This is a genomic window from Rhodovulum kholense (assembly GCF_003053725.1).
GTDB lineage: Bacteria > Pseudomonadota > Alphaproteobacteria > Rhodobacterales > Rhodobacteraceae > Rhodovulum > Rhodovulum kholense.
Window position 1 is genome coordinate 106,312 of the sequence record NZ_QAYC01000009.1, and the last position, 16,831, is coordinate 123,142.

Consider the following 16,831-nt stretch of genomic DNA (forward strand, 5'->3'; position numbering starts at 1 on the left):
GTGCCCGGGTGCGACATACAGAAGAATGTTCCATGGCAGGTGCCATGGCCGCGCGAAGGAAAGGCCGATCATGGACGAGCAAACCGCCGAGACGCAGGCGCCGCCCCTCACCCGTTTCGATTATGTCAGCTTCGACGTGGTCGGCACGCTGATCGACTTCGAGGGCGCCATCAAGGCCGGGCTCGACACCATTGCCAAGGCCGCCGGGATCGATCTGGACGGCGAGGCCGCACTGAGCGTCTACCGCGCCGCGCGCTACGAACCCGGCGCGCTGAAGTTTCCCGACGACCTGGGCCGCTGCTACGGGCGCATCGCCGCCGAATTCGGCCTGCCCGACACCCCCGAAGCGCGCCAAAGCATGATCGACGCGGTGGGCGAGGCACAGCCCTTCCCCGACAGCACCGAGGCGCTGGCGAGGCTGGCAAGACGCTACAAGCTGATCGCGATGACCAATGCCCGCCGCTGGGCCTACGAGAAATACGCCGCCAAGCTGGGCGAACCGTTCTGGGCCGGGTTCACCACCGACGAGACCGGGACCGAAAAGCCCGATGCGGCCTTCTTCGAACAGGTCTTCGCCCATGTCGCGGCGACCGGCGGCAGCAAGGACCGGATCCTGCACACCGCGCAAAGCCAGTATCACGACATCAGCATCTCGCGCGCGCTGGGCATGACCAATTGCTGGATCCAGCGACGGCATGCGCAGAAAGGCTATGGCGGGACCATCGAGCCCGCCGAATTCACCAGGCCCGACTACCACTTCCACAGCCTCGCGGACCTTGCCGACGCCGTCGACCGGGCCTTCGCGGACTGATCCGCCCTCCGGGACAGGCAATCCCGGACACGGCACATCCGGGCCGCAAGCGCATGGCAAAGGCGTCCGGCCCCCCCTCCAACAGGGAGACGACAAGCCCATGACCTTCAAGCCCACCAACTGGACCGGACGCGACGACGCGGCGGTCGAACACGCGATCCGGCGCGGCGCCTCGCGTCGCGAGCTTCTGAAGATGCTGATGGCCTCGGGCGTGGCCGCAACGGCCGGGTCCTCGATCCTGCTGCGCGCCGGGGCAGCGGTGGCCGCCACGCCGGTGACGGGCGGCACGCTCCGCGCGGCGGGCTGGTCGGCCTCGACCGCCGACACGCTCGACCCGGCCAAGGCGTCGCTGTCGACCGACTACGTGCGCTGCTGCGCCTTCTACAACCGCCTGACCTTCCTCGACGAGGCCGGACAGGCGCAGATGGAGCTGGCCGAAAGCATCGAGACCGACGACGCCAGGGTCTGGCAGGTCAAGCTCAAATCCGGCGTCACCTTCCATGACGGCAAGACCCTGACCGCGGCCGACGTGGTCTATTCGCTGAACCGCCATCTCGACGAGAGCGTGGGCTCCAAGGCCAACTCGATCGCCAAGCAGATGACCGGCATCTCGGCGGTCGACGACCTGACCGTCCGGATCGAGCTGGCAGCCCCCAATGCCGACCTGCCGACCATCCTGTCGCTGCACCACTTCATGATCCTGGCCGAGGGCACGACCGATTTCACCAAGGCCAACGGCACCGGCGCCTTCCTATGCGAGGTGTTCGAGCCGGGCGTGCGCTCGATCGGCACGAAGAACCCCAACTACTTCAAGGCCGAAGGCCCCTATCTGGACAGTTTCGAGTTCTTCGCGATCTCGGATGACAGCGCGCGGGTCAACGCGCTTTTGTCGGGCGACATCCAGCTGGCGGCCCAGCTCAACCCGCGGTCGATTCGGCTGATCGACAGCCAGCCCCATGTGGTCAAGTCGGTCACCACCGCGGGCAACTACACCGATCTGAACATCCGGCTCGACATGGACCCCGGCACCAAGGCCGGCTTCATCGCGGGGATGCGCCACCTCATCAACCGCGAACAGATCGTCAAGGCGGTGCTGCGGGGCCTCGGCGAGATCGGCAACGACCAGCCCGTGTCCAGCGCGAACCGCTATCACAACCCCAACCTCAAGCCGGCCGAATTCGACCCCGACAAGGCGAAGCACATCTTCGACAAGGCCGGGCTTCTGGGCACCTCGATCCCGGTCGTGGCCTCGGACGCGGCCATGTCGTCGGTCGACATGGCGACTGTCGTCCAGCAGGCGGGCGCCGAAATCGGCATGAAGCTCGACGTGCAGCGCGTGCCCTCGGACGGCTACTGGTCGAATTACTGGCTGAAGGCGCCGGTCCATTTCGGCAACATCAACCCGCGCCCGACCCCCGACATCCTGTTCTCTCTGCTTTACGCTTCGGACGCGCCCTGGAACGAAAGCCACTATGCGTCCGAGAAATTCGACAGCCTGCTGGTCGAGGCCCGCGGGTCGCTGGACGAAGAGCGGCGGACCGAGATCTACTGGGACATGCAGGAGATGGTCGCGACCCAGGCGGGCACGCTGATCCCCGCCTATATCTCGAACGTCGACGGGCTGTCGGAAAAGGTGAAGGGGCTCAGGCCGAACCCGCTGGGCGGGATGATGGGCTATGCCTTCGCCGAATATGTCTGGCTCGACGCCTAGGAGCCGCCCCTGAACGCGGGCGCGGGAGGCGATCCCTCCCGCGCCCCTCGTCGACGCCCCACGCAGGAGGAGAGCCACGTCCGTGCAGGCATCCCTGATCCCCTATATCCTCGTCGCCCGGCGGCTGGGCATCGCGCTGATCACCCTGATCATCGTGTCCTTCGCCGTCTTCTTCGCCACCGACCTTCTGCCCGGCGACGTGGCCGAGATCCTGATGGGGCAGGCCGCCACCCCCGAGGCGGTCGCGGGGCTGCGCGAGGCGATGGGGCTGAACCAGCCCGCCTTCCTGCGCTTCCTGGGCTGGCTCGGCGGGCTTTTCACCGGCGATCTGGGCACCTCCTATGTCAACCAGATGCCCGTGGCCGACCTGATCGGCGGCCGGCTGGCGAATTCGCTGAAACTGGCAGGCGTCACCACGGCCGTCTCGGTGCCGCTGGCGCTGTTTCTCGGGATCACCGCGGCGATGTGGCGCGGCTCGGCCTATGACCGGATGGTGACCGCGCTGACCATCACCGTGATCTCGGTGCCCGAATTCATGGTCGCGACGCTGGCCGTTCTGATCTTCGCGGTCTGGCTGAAATGGCTGCCCGCGCTCAGCTTCGGGGCCGAGGTCGGCACCTTCTGGGCGCTGCTGAAAGCCTATACCATGCCGGTCATCACCCTGACCTTCGTGGTTTCGGCCCAGATGATCCGCATGACCCGCGCGGCCCTGATCGAGACCATCGACACCCCCTATGTCGAGATGGCGCGGCTGAAGGGGGCGGGCCGCATCCGCCAGGTGCTGCGCCACGCGCTGCCGAACGCGCTGGGGCCCATCGCCAATGCGATGGCGCTGTCGCTGTCCTACCTCGTCGGCGGGGTCATCATCGTCGAGACGATCTTCAACTATCCGGGCGTCGCCAAGCTGATGGTCGACGCGGTCGCGACCCGCGACCTGCCGCTGATCCAGTCCTGCGCGATGATCTTCTGCGTCAGCTACCTGACGCTGATCACCCTGGCCGATCTGGTCGCGATCCTGTCCAATCCGAGGCTCCGCCGCTGATGCCCAAACCGATGTTCCTGTCGCCCGCCCGCCATGGCTTCCGCTTCAACTGGGCCGGCCGGATCGGCCTGGCCATCGTGCTGCTCTGGGGGGCGGTGGCGCTGGTCGGGCCGCTGATCACCCCCTATCCGGTGGGCGAGATCGTCGACTGGGACTATTTCGGTCCGATGTCGCAGAAATTTCTGCTGGGCACCGATTATCTGGGCCGCGACATGCTTTCGCGCATCCTGATGGGCGCGCGCTACACGGTGGGCATCTCGCTGGCCGCCGTCACCATCGCCTGTTCGGTGGGCGTGGTGCTGGGGATGATCGCCGCCGTGGTCGGCGGGATCTTCGACATGGGACTGTCGCGGCTGCTGGATGCGATCAACGGCATTCCGGGGCTTCTTTTCGGGCTGGTGGTGGTCGCCGCCGTCGGCTCGTCGCTGACCGTGCTGATCCTGACGCTGGCTACGATCTACATGCCCGGAGCCTACCGCTTTGCCCGGTCGCTTGCGGTGAACGTCAACACCATGGATTTCGTCACCGTCGCCCGGGCGCGGGGCGAGCGGACCCCCTATCTGATCGCGCGCGAGATCTTTCCCAACATCCTCGGCCCGGTGCTGGCCGATCTGGGCGTGCGCTTCGTCTTCATCGTGCTGGTGCTGTCGGGCCTGTCGTTCCTCGGGCTCGGGGTGCAGCCGCCCAATGCCGACTGGGGCGCGCTGGTGCGCGAGAATATCGGCGCGCTCAGCTTCGGGGCGCCTGCGGTGGTGTTCCCGTCGCTGGCCATCGCCTCGCTGACGATCTCGATGAACCTCTTCATCGACAACCTGCCCACCCGTATCCGCGACAGGAGCGCCTGATGCCCGACGCCAGCCAGCCTCTTGTCACCGTCCGCGACCTGCATATCGGCGCGGTCACCGATTCCGGCCGCCAGGTCGAGATCATCAAGGGCGTGTCCTTCGACATCCGGCCCGGCGAATTCGTCGCGCTGATCGGCGAATCCGGGTCGGGCAAGACCACCATCGCGCTGTCGCTGATGGGCTATTGCCGCCCCGGCTGTTCGATCGCGGGCGGCACCGTCACGCTGGACGGCCGCGACGTCACCGCGATGTCCGAGGCCGACCGCGCCGAGCTGCGCGGCACCGAGGTGTCCTACGTGCCGCAATCGGCCGCCGCCGCCTTCAATCCCTCGAAGCGGATCATGGATCAGGTGGTCGAGATCACCGGCATCCACCGCCTGATGCCGCGCGCCGAGGCCGAGGCCAAGGCGGTCTCGCTGTTCCGCGCGCTTGCCCTGCCCCAGCCCGAGACCATCGGGCGGCGCTATCCGCACCAGGTCTCGGGCGGCCAGCTACAGCGGCTGGCCGCGGCCATGGCGCTGATCGGCGGCCCGAAACTGGTGATCTTCGACGAACCGACCACGGCGCTTGACGTCACCACCCAGATCGAGGTGCTGCGCGCCTTCAAGGCGGTGGTGCAGAAAGGCGGCGTCTCGGGCGTCTATGTCAGCCATGACCTGGCCGTGGTCGCCCAGATCGCCGACCGGATCATCGTGCTGAAAGGCGGCGAGATCCAGGAAGAGAACACCACGCCGAAGATCCTGACCGAGGCCCGCCACCCCTATACCCGGGCGCTGCTGGCGGCGGTCGATCCGGTGCCGCACCAGCCGCGCAGCATTGCCGGCCTGCAGCCCCGCCCGCCGATCCTCGAAGCAATCGACCTGCATGCGGGCTATGGCACCTTCCAGAACGGCGAACCCGCCGTGAAGGTTCTGAAGAACATCAATTTCCGGCTGGAACGGGGCCGCAACCTTGGGGTCATCGGCGAATCCGGGTCCGGGAAATCGACCCTCGCCCGCGCCGTTTCGGGGATCCTGCCGCCCTATCGCGGCGCGGTTCTGCTGGACGGGCACGAGCTTGACGGCGATCTGAAAGAGCGCCGCAAGGAAGACCTCAGGCGCATGCAGATCGTGTTTCAGCTGGCCGATACCGCGCTCAATCCGGCCCAGACCGTGGGCAGCATCCTCGCGCGTCCGCTGAAATTCTACCACGGGCTCCGCGGCGCGGCCCGCGACGCCCGGGTCGATGCACTGCTGGACATGGTGCACCTGCCCGCCGCGCTGAAATACCGGCTGCCGCGCGAGCTGTCGGGCGGGCAGAAACAGCGGGTGAACCTCGCCCGGGCGCTGGCCGCCGAGCCCGAGCTGATCCTTTGCGACGAAATCACCTCGGCGCTCGACACCGTGGTGGCCGCCGCGATCCTGAAGCTGCTGGAAGAGCTGCAATCCGAACTGAACCTCAGCTACATGTTCATTTCGCACGACCTCTCGACGGTCGAAGCGATCTGCGACGACGTGCTGGTCATGTACAAGGGCGAGGTGGTCGAGGAACTGCCCGCGGCACGGATGTCGGCCGAGGCCGCGCATCCCTATTCGAAACTGCTGATCTCCTCGGTGCCGCAGATCGATCCGGGCTGGCTCGACAGTCTCGACCAAGACCCCGAATTGCTGGCCGCCTTCTCGCGCCGCTAGGTGTCGAGCTTGCCCGCGAACAGGCTGGTCAGCGGGATCTGCGACTTGATGAAGGGCGACTTGATCACGACGAAGCTGAAATACTTGTCGATGCCGATGTCGCGGTCGATCAGGCTTTCCATGATGGTCTGATAGTCGACGATGCCGGCGGTCACGAATTTCAGCAGATAGTCGTAGCCGCCCGACACCAGATGGCATTCGATGCAGGATTCGATCTTGGCCACGGTCTGCTGGAACCGCGAAAAGTCGATATGGCGGTGGTTCTTCAGCGTGACCTCGGTGAAGACGGTCAGGGTCTCGCCCAGCTTCGCCAGATCGATCTGCGCGCTGTAGCCGGTGATATAGCCCGCCGCCTGCAGCTTCTTGACCCGCATCAGGCAGGGCGAGGGCGACAGGTTCACCAGCTCGGCCAGCTCGACATTGGTGATCCGCCCGTTCTTCTGCAACTCGGACAGGATCTTGATGTCGATGCGGTCAAGTTTCTGGCGGCTGTCCATGGGTCGTCCTCGGCGGCAAGGCGTCATCGGGGGGCGCCAGAGGCCCCGGCGGGCGGTCTGCGGCCGTCTGACGCAACGTCCGAGAAACGCCTTCTCACGCTGTTCGGCAAGGGCAATTCCGCAGGAAATGCTGTTTAAGGCGCGGATTCTGGCAGGTACGGGCGCGTCGGCTGGCCTAACGTCGGCCCCGAACAGACCGGAGTCCCCTCATGCCCGCGCCCCTTCACCGGATCGAAACCCCAGATATCCTGCCCGAATCCGCCGATTGCGTCGTCATCGGCGCAGGCATCGTGGGCGTGTCGGCCGCCTATTGGCTGGCCGCGGCCGGACAGAAGGTCGTGCTGCTGGAAAAGGGGCTGGTCGGCGCCGAACAGTCCTCGCGCAACTGGGGCTGGTGCCGCCAGCAGAACCGCGACGCGCGCGAACTGCCGCTGGCCACCCGAAGCCTCGAGCTGTGGGACCGCCTGACCGCCGAAACCGGCACCGATCTCGGCTTCCGCCGCTCGGGGCTTCTCTATCTCTCGAACGACCCCGCCGAGATCGAGGGCTGGGCGAATTGGGGCCGCTTTGCCCGGGGCGCGGGCGTCGATACCCGGATGCTGAGTGCCGCCGAGGCCGCCGAACGCGGCGCCGCGACCGGGCAGGCCTGGGCGGGCGGGGTCTGGTCGCCGACCGACGGCATCGCCGATCCGGCGCGCGCCGCGCCCTTGATCGCGACCGGCGTGACGAAGCTGGGGGGCACCGTCCTGCAGAACTGCGCCGCCCGCGGGATCGAGCGTGAGGCGGGCGCCGTCAGCGGCGTCATCACCGAAAAGGGCGTGATCCGCACCCGCCAGGTGGTGCTTGCGGGCGGCGCCTGGGCCGCGAGCTTTCTGCACCAGCTGGGGCTGCGGTTCCCGCAAGCCTCGGTCCGCAGCTCGATCCTGTCGCTCGCGCCCGGCGGCGGCGATCTTCCGGCGGCGCTTCATACCGCCGCCGTTTCCGTCACCCGGCGCGGCGATGGCGGGCATACGCTGGCAATCTCGGGCAAGGCCAGTCTCGACCCGACGCCCGGCGCCCTGATGGGCGCGCGGCACTTCCTGCCGATGTTCGCCAAGCGCTGGCAGGCGCTGGCCCCGGGCGGGTTCCAGGCCTGGGCCGCGGGCTTTGAGACCCGGCGCCGCTGGGCGATGGACGCCCCCACCCCGATGGAGCGGGTCCGCATCCTTGATCCGCGCCCGGCGCCGAAGCTGATCGCCGAGACGCTGACCCGCGCCCGCCGCCTGCTGCCCGCGCTGAAGACGCTGCCGGTGCAGGCCGAATGGGCGGGGTACATCGACAGCACGCCCGACGGGGTGCCGGTCATCGACGGCGAGATCGGCGTGCCGGGCCTGCTGCTGGCGGCGGGGTTCTCCGGGCACGGCTTCGGCATCGGCCCCGGTGCAGGCCATCTGGTGGCCGACATCCTGCTGGGCCGCCCGCCGATCACCGAAATCGCGCAATACCGGCTGGCGCGTTATGGCGGGGCGCAATGGGGCAAGGTCTCGGAGTTCTGAGCCGGTCATCGGGCGAAGCGTCCGATCCCGAACTCGGCCAGCGGGGTCGTGCAGGCCCCCGGTCGCGATCAGCTCGGCCATCGCGTCGCCGACCCCGGGGCAATGCTGAAGGCATGCAACAGCCCCGGCGTTGTGCCCGACGCCCCCATCACCGGCAGCCCGTCGGCGACATAGCCCTCGCAGCCCGACCAGGTGCGGATGATCGCGGCATCCCTCAGCGCAGGCAAAAGTCGCACGAGCGCCCGCACCTGCCCCGGCAGCCGCGCCGGATCGGCTTGGGCATGACCGGGGTCAAGCGCCACCGGCACCCGTTCGGCCGCGCCGCCGAAGACGATGTTGCCGCGCTAGACCTGCCGCAGATAGCCGTTCCGGCCCGCGTCCCGGGTCCAGAGCCCGACCACCGGCAGCACCCGGTGCGGCAGCGGCTCGGTCACGCCCATCTGCGTGCCGAACGCTTCCAGCGGCACCGGCTCGCCGAACCTCGCCGCGATCCCGGCGTCCCAGGCCCCGGCCGCGTTCAGCAGGATCCCGGCGCCAAAGGTGCCTTGCGCGGTCGCAACCTCGAAGCCCGAACCGGTCTGGCGGATATCAACCCGCCCAGCCTCATCGACGATCCGCACGCCCAGTGCGCGGGCGGCGGCGGCGAAGGCGGGCGCGATCAGGCGCGGATTGGCCGACCCGTCCTCGGGCGAGAACGAGGCCGCAATCGCCTCGGGCCCGAACCCCGGAAAGCGCGCGCGGATCTCTGTCGGCGCCAGCTCCTGAAGGTCGAGCCCCCAGGGCAGGGCGGCCTCGGCAAAGGCGCGCATTTCCGACAGGCCGTCGGCGTCGAAGATCAGCCGCAGATGCCCGGTCGTGCGGAATTCGACATCGCGGCCCCGAAGCGCCTCGGCCTCGCCCCAAAGCGCGCGGGACCGATGGGCCAGCGGCAGTTGCGGCAGGTGGCGCCCGGTCCGGCGGATATTGCCGAAGGCGGCGATGGTGGCGCCGGTGCCGATCCGGCCGCGCTCGATCAGCGTCACCTGAACCCCGCGCCGGGCCAGGAAAAAGGCCGAGGCCCTTCCCATCAGCCCGCCGCCCGGAACCGGTGTATCCATGCTGCCGCCACCTGACTTTGTCCGCTGCAAGCTTGGCGGCGTGGGGTCTTTGCGTCAAAGACCGGATCGGGATAACCTCATAAGCCAGACCTATGGAAAGCCGATGCGCGCACGCCAGATGGAGGTCTTTACCGCCATCATGCGGGCGGGCACCGTCACCGCCGCCGCGCGGATGCTGAACATCTCGCAGCCGGCGCTGCGCCAGATCCTTCTGCATACCGAGGACGAACTGGGCTTTCCGCTGTTCGACCGGATCAGGGGCCGCCTGCATCCGACGCCCGAGGCCATCGGGATCTTCCCCGAGGCCGAACGGATCTTCGCCTATCTCGAAGGGCTGCGCCAGAAGACCGCCGATCTGCGGCATGGCCGGGCCGGGCTGGTGCGGATCGCGGCCTCGACCCCGCCCGCAATGGCCGTGCTGCCCGGCGCGCTGGCCGCCTTCCGGGCGCGCCATCCCGAAATCCTGCTGCGGTCTCACATCGCGCCGCTGGCCTCGATGATCCGGATTCTGCGCGAGGGCGATGCCGGGCTGGCGCTGGCGCTTGACGACCGTCTTGCCCCCGATATCGCGGCCGAGGTCCTGAGCGGTGTCGGCTTCGCCTGCCTTCTGCCCGCAGGGCATCCGCTGGCCGCGCAGGAAAGCCTGAGCCTTGCCGATCTGGCAGAAGCACCGCTGATCTTCTATCGCGGCGACACCCGCCCCGGCGAAGAGCTGGCCCGCGTCGAGGGCGTGACCCTGACCCCCCAGCCTTGAAATCGACGGCTCGATCTCGGCCGTGGGCTTCGTGCAGGCGGGATTGGGGCTTGCCCTCGTAGATGCACTGCTGCCCTGGGCGCAGTTCGCGGGTATCGCGGTCCGGCCGCTGGCGGCCAGCCCGACCGTGCCGCTGGCCCTGCTTTCGGTCCGCAACCGCCCGCTGTCGCAGGCCGAAACCCGGCTGCGCGACCACCTGCGCCAGACCTGCCGTGCCCTGCCCGCGCTTTCCGCATAAGTCCAACTTATGCCGCCGGTCAGGATGCGTCTTGGACCGCGCCCCGGCCTCCGTGCCAGCCTGCGGCCCGACACAGCAAGGGACAGATGGCCATGGATGCAAGCGCCGCTTTGCCAGCCGACTGGAAGGTCGGCGTCGATATCGGCGGCACCTTCATCGACTTCTGCGCGCTCGAGACGCGCTCGGACCGGGTGGCCTCGCTGAAGGTGCTGACCACGCCCGACGAGCCGGGGCCGTGCTGATCACCGGCCTTTCCCTGCTGGCCCGAGCGCGAGGGGCTGGCGCCCGCCGACATCACCCGCTTCGTCCATGGCACCACGGTCGGGATCAACACGGTGATCCAGCGCAAGGGCGCGCGGCTCGCGCTTGTGACCAATGCGGGTTTCGAGGACGTGATCGAGCTGGCGCGCCTGAGGATGCCCGCCATGTATTCGCTGTTCTGCGCGCGTCCCGATCAGCTGATCGCCCGCGACATGGTCTTCGGCATCCCCGCGCGGCTGCGGGCCGATGGCCGGGAAACCCTGGCACCGGACATGGCTGCGGTGGCCGGGGCCGTCGCCACGGCCCGCGCCCGGGGGGCCGTGGGGATCACGTGCCCTTCCTGCATGCCTGGCGCGACGGCGCGCAGGAGGCCGCGATCAAGGCCGAAATCCAACGCCTTGCACCGGATCTGTTCGTCTTCGCCTCGTCCGAGGTCTGGCCGGTGATCCGCCAATACGAACGCACGACAGCCGCGATCCTGAACGGGTACGTGCATCCGCGCGTCGCGGGCTATCTCGGCGCGCTCGAGGACCGGGTGGCCACGCAGGGCGTGCCCACCCGGCCCTTACTGACCAAGTCGAATGGCGGGGTGATGAATGCCGCCGAGGGCAAGACCGCCTGCGTGAACATGCTGCTGTCGGGCACCGCCTCGGAGGTGACCGGAGCCGCCTGGCTGGCCCGGCAGGCGGGCGAGGACAAGGTGCTGACGCTCGATATCGGCGGCACCTCGGCCGATTTCGCGCTGATCGTCGATGGCACCGCGCAATTCGGCACGGGCGAGCTGGTGGGCGAGTTTCCGTTGCACATCCCTTCGGTCTCGGTCAACTCGATCGGGATCGGCGGCGGGTCCATCGCCTGGATCGACGATCACGGCGTGTTTCGGGTGGGGCCTGACTCGGCCGGGTCAAGCCCCGGCCCCGCCTGCTATGGGCGCAGCGGCACCAAGGCGACGGTGACCGATGCGATGGCCGATTGCGGCTGGCTCGGACATGCGGAAATGGCCTATGGGCAGCTCGACATGGACCCCGCGTTGGCCCGCGCGGCGGTGGGCGAACTGACCGCGATCCTCGAGCGGCCGCTGGCCGAAACGGCGCAGGCGATCCTCGATATCGCGGTTTCCGAGATGTTCGTCGAGGTCGAGAAACTGGCCCCGCGCGCGGGCGTCGATCTGCGGGAATTCACCCTGATGCCCTTCGGCGGCGGCCCGATGTTGGGCGCGTTCCTGGCGCAGGAGATGGGCATCTCGCATGTGATGGCGCCGCGCCGTCCCGGCGTCGTCTCGGCGCTTGGCGGACTGGTGGCCGATCTCAGGGGCGATTTCATCCGCAGGGTCTTTGCCCTGCCCTCGCCCGAGGTCCTGCCGGGGCTGCGGACCTCGCTGGCCGACCTGATCGCCGAGGGCCGCCAATGGCTGACCCATCAGGGCCATGACGGCGCCGTCGATCTGATCCTGTCGGCCGACATGCGCTATCACGGGCAAATCTATGAAATCGAGGTGACGCTGGACCCCGCCTGGATCGAGGCGGGCGATCTGGGCGCCATCGCGGCGGCCTTCAACGCGACCCATGCCCGGATCTACGATTTCGACGATCCGGCGGGCACGGTCGAGATGGTCAACCTGCGCCTGACCGCCATCGGCGCGGGCCCCGCGTTGCAACTTCCCGAGGCAGAAGAGGCAAAGACCGCCGCGACCGCGCTGAAATCCGTCCGGGTCCATACGGGCGGCGCCGAACAGGATGTGAACCTCTATTCCCGTGACGATCTGACCCCGGGCACAAGGTTCGAAGGCCCCGCCGTCGTCGTCCAGGAAGACACCACCGTCGCGATCCCGCCCGGGGCGCTGGCCCTTGTGGAGCGGCACCTGAACCTTCATCTGCAGATCGAGGAGCGCGCCTGATGTTTGATCGCATGACCCTTCAGGTTCTCGCGAAACATGCCCGCGCCGCGGCCGAGAACATGGCCCATACGCTGCACCGCACCGCCCATTCCGCCTTCGTCAAGGAGACGCAGGATTTCACGGTGATGCTGATGGACCGCGCGGGCCAGACCTTCGCCGTGCCGATGGATCTGGGCGCCACCTGGTGTCCGGGGCTGACCTGTGGCCGCGCAATCGACATGGTGGATGACTACCGCCCGGGCGATGTGGCCTTCACCAACGCCCCCTATTCGGGCCATGTCGCGACCCACGCCCCCGACACCCATCTATGGAAGCCGAGCTTGGCGGACGGCGAGATCGTCGCCTGGTCTGGCGGGTATATCCACAATACCGACATGGGCGGCGCCGTGCCCGCCTCGCTGTCGCGCGGGCTGACCGAGATCCATCAGGAGGGCATTTGCGTTCCGCCGATGAAGCTGGTGAACGAGGTGGGGCTTCGACGCGCAGATCCTGCGGATCATGACGACGAACGTGCGCAAGCCCGATCTGAACATCGGCGACATCAAGGCGCTGCTCGGCGCGCTGAACACGGGCGAACGCAAGGCCCATGCGATGATCGCCAAGTTCGGCAAGGCGACGTTTCTGGACGGGGTGGAGGAGCTGCTCGACCGTGCCGAGGCCCAGGCCCGTGCCGTGCTGGCGGCGATGCCCGACGGGACATGGGAGTTCGCCGATTATGCCGCCGAGGATTCCGAAAAGGCCAATCCCTGCCGGCTGAAGCTGCGCCTCACGATCCGGGGCGACGAGGCCATCCTCGATTTCACCGGGTCCGATCCGCAGATGGCCAGTTCGCTTAACGTGCCCTCGGGCGGCGATCCGCGCCACACGGTGCTTTTGGTGGGCGTCTATTACGTCCTTTACGCCCTGAACCCGCAGATCCTGCTGAATACGGGGCTCACGCGCCCCTTCACCTGCATCGCGCCCGAGGGCACGGTGCTGAACCCGGTGGCGCCCGCCGCGGTCGGCATGCGCTCGCTGACCTGCGCGCGGCTGCGCTCGGTGATCTTCGGCGCCTTCTCGCAGGCCGTGCCCGACCGCCTGCCCGCAGCACCAGCCGGTAACAACTGCATCGTCAACGTGATGACCACCGACGAGCGGACCCGGTGCACCATCATCGCTGCGGTGAACCCGGTCGTGGGCGGTGGCGGCGGCATGCCCCATCGCGACGGCACCAACGGGTCGGACGCCGATGCGGCCTACCTAAAGAACACGCGCATCGAGATCACCGAAACCGAAACGCCCGTCGAGTTCGTGAAATACGGGCTTGCGCGGGATTCCGGAGGCCCCGGGCGTTGCCGCGGCGGGCTTGCGACCGATATGGCGTTCCGCGTCTTCGCCCCCGATACCCGCATCACCGCGCGCAACCGCGACCGGTCCTTCTTTCGCCCCTAGGGCGTACTGGAGGGCCGGGCGGCGGGGTTGTCCGATATGGTCGTCAATCCCGGCACACCGAATGAGCGGCGTCTGGGCAATGTCGATACCGCCGTGCTGCAACCGGGCGACGTGCTCGAGATCCGCTCGGCCGGGTGCGGCGGGCGCGGCGATCCGATGGCGCGCGAGCCCTGGCGGGTGGCTTGGGACGAGGCGCGGGGCTATGTCTCGGCCGGGGCCGCCGGTCGCGACTATGGCGTGGTGCTGCCCGAGGGCAGGGTCGACGAGGCCGCGACGGCGGCGCTCCGCGCCCGGGCCACGCCCGCGGCCTATGACGCGCTTAGTGCGATCCTGTCGGCGCTGCCGATCCACTGGCGGTTCTTCGCCAAGACCGAAATCTTTGCGCGGATGGACGGGCGCACCGGCGCCGAAGGCGTCGCGGCCGCGTTTGAGGCGGTCTGCGCCCGTTTCCCCGACCTGCCCCGCTCCGCCAGGGCCACAGAGGCCATTGAGGCCGCCGAATGACCGGTCAGTTCGTCCGGCTGGCGGGAAAGGGCCGCCCGCCCGTCCGCTTCATGCTGGATGGCCGCGCCTGTCAGGCCCTGGCGGGCGACACGGTGCTGACGGCGGTGCTGACATCGGCCCGGAGCCTGCGCGCGGGCGATGCAGGCCCCGAACGGCGCGCCGGTTCTGCCTGATGGGCGCCTGTCAGGACTGCTGGGTCTGGCAGCGAGACGGGCCGCGGCTCCGCGCCGGTTCGACGCCCGTCGCGCCGGGCATGCGGCTTCTGTCGCAGCCGCCGGAAAGCTGGCCATGACCCGGGTCGTCATCGTCGGCGCGGGCCCCGCGGGCATCCGCGCGACCGAAACCCTGGCCCATGCCGGGCTTTGCCCGATGGTGATCGACGAGGGCACGCGCGCGGGGGGCCAGATCTACCGCCCCCCCCCGCAGGCTTCGCCCGCCCTCCTGCCACGCTTTATGGCAGTGAGGCCGCCAAGGCGGTCGCGCTGCATGACTGTTTCGACGGGCTTGTGGCCCGGGGCCGGATCGACCATTGTCCCGAAAGCTCGGTCGTGGCGATCCGCGACGGGGTGCTGCATGTCCTTGGCCCTGAGGGGCTTTTGCCCTGCCTCTTCGACCGGCTGATCCTTGCATCCGGCGCCACAGACCGGCTGGCCCCGGTGCCCGGCTGGCAGGCGCCGGGGGTGTTTTAGCTTGGCGCCGCGCAGATCGCGCTCAAGTCGCAGGGCGTGGCGCTGGGACGGGGGATCGTGCTGGCCGGAAGCGGCCGAGGCTGTGTGGAGACGGGCCGGCAGGGGTTTTCGGATGCTGATTTGCCCGGATGCTCGCTTTAGCCGTCTCAGACATCCCCTGGCGCGCGCGGCGGCCCGCGATCCCTTTCGGGCAAAGCGCAACGTCTGCGCTTGGGGCGCCGCACCCCCTGATCAGGCCGGAATGGCCCGCATCAGGCCCCGGATGCCGATCAACGCGACCACCCGCTTGATGTTGTAGGCAAGCACATTCAGCGCCATCTCGCTGCGGACGTTCTTCAGCCTCCGGGTCAGGAAATGGGTGTGCCCCATCCGGGCCTTGAGCGTGCCGAACGGGTGTTCCACGGTGCAGCGGCGCGGGGACATCGGATCCGCGTGTCCAGCCAGCCTTTCGCGCATCGCATCGACCAGGTGTTCATGGTCCCACCGGGTGATCCGACGTTCCTTGCTGGTGGTGCAGCGGTGACGAACCGGACAATCCTAACATTCATTGGTCCAGTGACGGCCGACCCGCAGGCCGTCCTCCTCGCGCGAGTAACGATAGGTCAGCTCTTCTCCCGCCGGGCAGACATAGACATCGCGGGCCGGATCGTAAGCGAAGTCGGCCTTCACATGCATGCCCTTGCCCAGGTTGCCCGATGTCTCGGGGCGCGGCACGGTCGCGGTGATCCCCGCCTGAGGACAGGCCAGGATCTGAGACCCGCTGAAATATCCCTTGTCGGCAATGGCGTGCAGTCGTCGCGCTGAAGCGCTTTCCTGGCTGCCGCCGCCATCGGGCTCAGCTGGTCGCGATCGAAGCCCTGATTGGTCACGTCATGCGTCACGACCAGATGCGTCTCGGTATCGACCGCGGTCTGGACGTTGTAGCCGACCATGCCGCCGTGCCGGGCGCTGGTCGCCATGGCCCGGGCATCGGGATTGGTCAGGGAGATCTGCCCGTCGGGCGCATCGGCCAGGGCCCGGTCCATTGCCTTCAGCCGCGTAATTTCCTGCCGGATACGGCCATAACGGCGGGCGAGATGAGCGATCTTGTCAGCCCGTGCCTCGCCGTCCTCCTGGCGGTCGATGCGGACCATCTCCGTAATATAGCGCTCAACGTCGGTCTCGAGATGCGCCAGGCGGCTGGCAATCTTGTTCTTCGTGAAGTTGCGATCGCGGTTGTTCACGGCCTTGAACTTGCTGCCGTCGATGGCCACGCAAGCGCCCTTCAGCACCCCGATCCGCCGGCACAGCTCCACGAACCGCGCGCAGGTCCTGCGGATCGCCGATCCGTTGTCTCGCCGGAAATCGGCGATGGTCTTGTGGTCTGGCGCCAGGCGACCGGTCAGCCACATCAGCTCGACATTGCGACCCGCTTCGCGTTCCAGGCGACGGCTGGACGGGATCCGGTTCAGGTCGCCGTAAATGAAGAGCTTCAGCAGCACAGCCGGATGGTAGCCTGGGCGACCGGTTCGGGCGGGCACACAACGCTCGAAGCCGAGCGCCGGAAGATCAAGCTCCTCGACGAAGAGGTCGACGACACGGCCCAGGTGATCCTCGCCGATCCGGTCCTCGAGGCGATCAGGGAAAAGCGTGACCTGGTCCCGGTCGGTGCCATCGATGAAGCCCGCCATCCCTGCCTCCCGCTACCTTGCGGAAGCTTAACACGGAACAGCGTTTCCACACAGCCTCGGCCCGCTGCTCACGCTGGTCGCGGCACAGCTGCAGGCGGCCGGAGCCGGGGTCGCCGCCGTTCTAGACACCGCACCGCTTGGGGCGCAGGCCCGGGCGCTGCCCCGGCTGGCCGCCCGAC

Annotated in this window: 15 protein-coding genes and 5 pseudogenes; 17 read left to right on the forward strand and 3 right to left on the reverse strand. The window is 68.3% G+C overall.

Going from position 1 to position 16,831, the window contains the following annotated elements; all coding sequences use genetic code 11:
* The first annotated feature begins 70 nt into the window (after window positions 1-70).
* The 5 genes from C8N38_RS12945 to C8N38_RS12965 all read left to right on the forward strand — a co-directional run bounded on the left by C8N38_RS12945 (window position 71) and on the right by C8N38_RS12965 (window position 6,079).
* Window positions 71-811, forward strand: a complete 741-nt coding sequence (locus tag C8N38_RS12945) for an HAD-IA family hydrolase (protein ID WP_108027603.1) — start codon at window positions 71-73, stop codon at window positions 809-811.
* 100 nt (window positions 812-911) lie between these two features.
* Entirely contained in the window at window positions 912-2,522 is a 1,611-nt protein-coding gene (locus tag C8N38_RS12950) for an ABC transporter substrate-binding protein (RefSeq protein ID WP_108027604.1), read from the forward strand.
* 82 nt (window positions 2,523-2,604) lie between these two features.
* A complete protein-coding gene (locus C8N38_RS12955) occupies window positions 2,605-3,564 on the forward strand; it encodes an ABC transporter permease (protein ID WP_108027605.1) in 960 nt (319 codons plus the stop codon).
* Complete coding sequence (locus tag C8N38_RS12960; protein ID WP_108027606.1) at window positions 3,564-4,409, forward strand: ABC transporter permease; 846 nt, start codon at window positions 3,564-3,566, stop codon at window positions 4,407-4,409. The genes C8N38_RS12955 and C8N38_RS12960 overlap by 1 nt, the downstream gene beginning before the upstream one ends.
* Complete coding sequence (locus tag C8N38_RS12965; RefSeq protein ID WP_108027607.1) at window positions 4,409-6,079, forward strand: ABC transporter ATP-binding protein; 1,671 nt, start codon at window positions 4,409-4,411, stop codon at window positions 6,077-6,079. The genes C8N38_RS12960 and C8N38_RS12965 overlap by 1 nt, the downstream gene beginning before the upstream one ends.
* Here C8N38_RS12965 and C8N38_RS12970 read toward each other — a convergent pair.
* On the reverse strand, window positions 6,076-6,576 hold the full coding sequence (locus C8N38_RS12970; RefSeq protein WP_075784525.1) for an Lrp/AsnC family transcriptional regulator: 501 nt from the start codon (window positions 6,574-6,576) through the stop codon (window positions 6,076-6,078). The two genes, C8N38_RS12965 and C8N38_RS12970, sit on opposite strands and share 4 nt — an antisense overlap.
* Window positions 6,577-6,785: 209 nt before the next feature.
* Between C8N38_RS12970 and C8N38_RS12975 the strand changes: the two genes are divergently transcribed.
* A complete protein-coding gene (locus C8N38_RS12975) occupies window positions 6,786-8,111 on the forward strand; it encodes an NAD(P)/FAD-dependent oxidoreductase (protein ID WP_108027608.1) in 1,326 nt (441 codons plus the stop codon).
* Window positions 8,112-8,179: 68 nt separating this feature from the next.
* Here C8N38_RS12975 and C8N38_RS12980 read toward each other — a convergent pair.
* Window positions 8,180-9,208, reverse strand: a pseudogene (locus tag C8N38_RS12980) (NAD(P)/FAD-dependent oxidoreductase).
* Window positions 9,209-9,311: 103 nt separating this feature from the next.
* On the opposite strand from C8N38_RS12980, the gene C8N38_RS12985 reads away from it, so the two are divergent.
* From C8N38_RS12985 to C8N38_RS21705, 11 genes and pseudogenes are all read left to right on the forward strand, one after another.
* Window positions 9,312-9,962: a LysR family transcriptional regulator gene (locus C8N38_RS12985; protein ID WP_215731143.1), complete on the forward strand. Its 651-nt coding sequence runs from the start codon at window positions 9,312-9,314 to the stop codon at window positions 9,960-9,962.
* A 22-nt stretch (window positions 9,963-9,984) separates the two neighbouring features.
* Window positions 9,985-10,200 carry a type 2 periplasmic-binding domain-containing protein gene (locus tag C8N38_RS22155; RefSeq protein WP_215731144.1) on the forward strand — a complete coding sequence of 72 codons (216 nt, stop codon included), beginning with the start codon at window positions 9,985-9,987 and terminating at the stop codon, window positions 10,198-10,200.
* Window positions 10,201-10,292: 92 nt separating this feature from the next.
* Window positions 10,293-10,907 (forward strand): annotated as a pseudogene (locus C8N38_RS21955) (hydantoinase/oxoprolinase N-terminal domain-containing protein).
* Window positions 10,793-12,358, forward strand: coding sequence for a hydantoinase/oxoprolinase family protein (locus tag C8N38_RS12990; protein WP_245895742.1), 1,566 nt, complete (start codon window positions 10,793-10,795; stop codon window positions 12,356-12,358). Before C8N38_RS21955 ends, C8N38_RS12990 begins: the two are co-directional and overlap by 115 nt.
* A 59-nt stretch (window positions 12,359-12,417) precedes the next feature.
* Window positions 12,418-12,765 (forward strand): annotated as a pseudogene (locus C8N38_RS22160) (hydantoinase B/oxoprolinase family protein); the annotation flags it as partial.
* Window positions 12,766-12,856: 91 nt separating this feature from the next.
* Window positions 12,857-13,789 (forward strand): hydantoinase B/oxoprolinase family protein, encoded by a 933-nt coding sequence (locus tag C8N38_RS21960; RefSeq protein ID WP_281258228.1) that lies wholly within the window; start codon window positions 12,857-12,859, stop codon window positions 13,787-13,789.
* A 27-nt stretch (window positions 13,790-13,816) separates the two neighbouring features.
* A complete protein-coding gene (locus C8N38_RS21690; protein ID WP_215731146.1) occupies window positions 13,817-14,293 on the forward strand; it encodes a hypothetical protein in 477 nt (158 codons plus the stop codon).
* On the forward strand, window positions 14,290-14,466 hold the full coding sequence (locus C8N38_RS22215; RefSeq protein WP_215731147.1) for a 2Fe-2S iron-sulfur cluster-binding protein: 177 nt from the start codon (window positions 14,290-14,292) through the stop codon (window positions 14,464-14,466). The genes C8N38_RS21690 and C8N38_RS22215 overlap by 4 nt, the downstream gene beginning before the upstream one ends.
* The gene (locus tag C8N38_RS22320) at window positions 14,466-14,585 is read left to right on the forward strand and encodes a 2Fe-2S iron-sulfur cluster-binding protein (RefSeq protein WP_215731148.1); all 120 of its coding nucleotides are present in this window, start codon (window positions 14,466-14,468) and stop codon (window positions 14,583-14,585) included. The genes C8N38_RS22215 and C8N38_RS22320 overlap by 1 nt, the downstream gene beginning before the upstream one ends.
* Window positions 14,582-14,656 (forward strand): annotated as a pseudogene (locus C8N38_RS21970) (hypothetical protein); the annotation flags it as partial. The gene C8N38_RS22320 and the pseudogene C8N38_RS21970, both read left to right, overlap by 4 nt.
* Window positions 14,656-14,982, forward strand: coding sequence for a hypothetical protein (locus tag C8N38_RS21705; protein ID WP_245895751.1), 327 nt, complete (start codon window positions 14,656-14,658; stop codon window positions 14,980-14,982). The pseudogene C8N38_RS21970 and the gene C8N38_RS21705, both read left to right, overlap by 1 nt.
* A 231-nt stretch (window positions 14,983-15,213) precedes the next feature.
* Here C8N38_RS21705 and C8N38_RS13010 read toward each other — a convergent pair.
* A pseudogene (locus tag C8N38_RS13010) lies at window positions 15,214-16,652 on the reverse strand (IS1182 family transposase).
* Window positions 16,653-16,831: the final 179 nt, after the last annotated feature.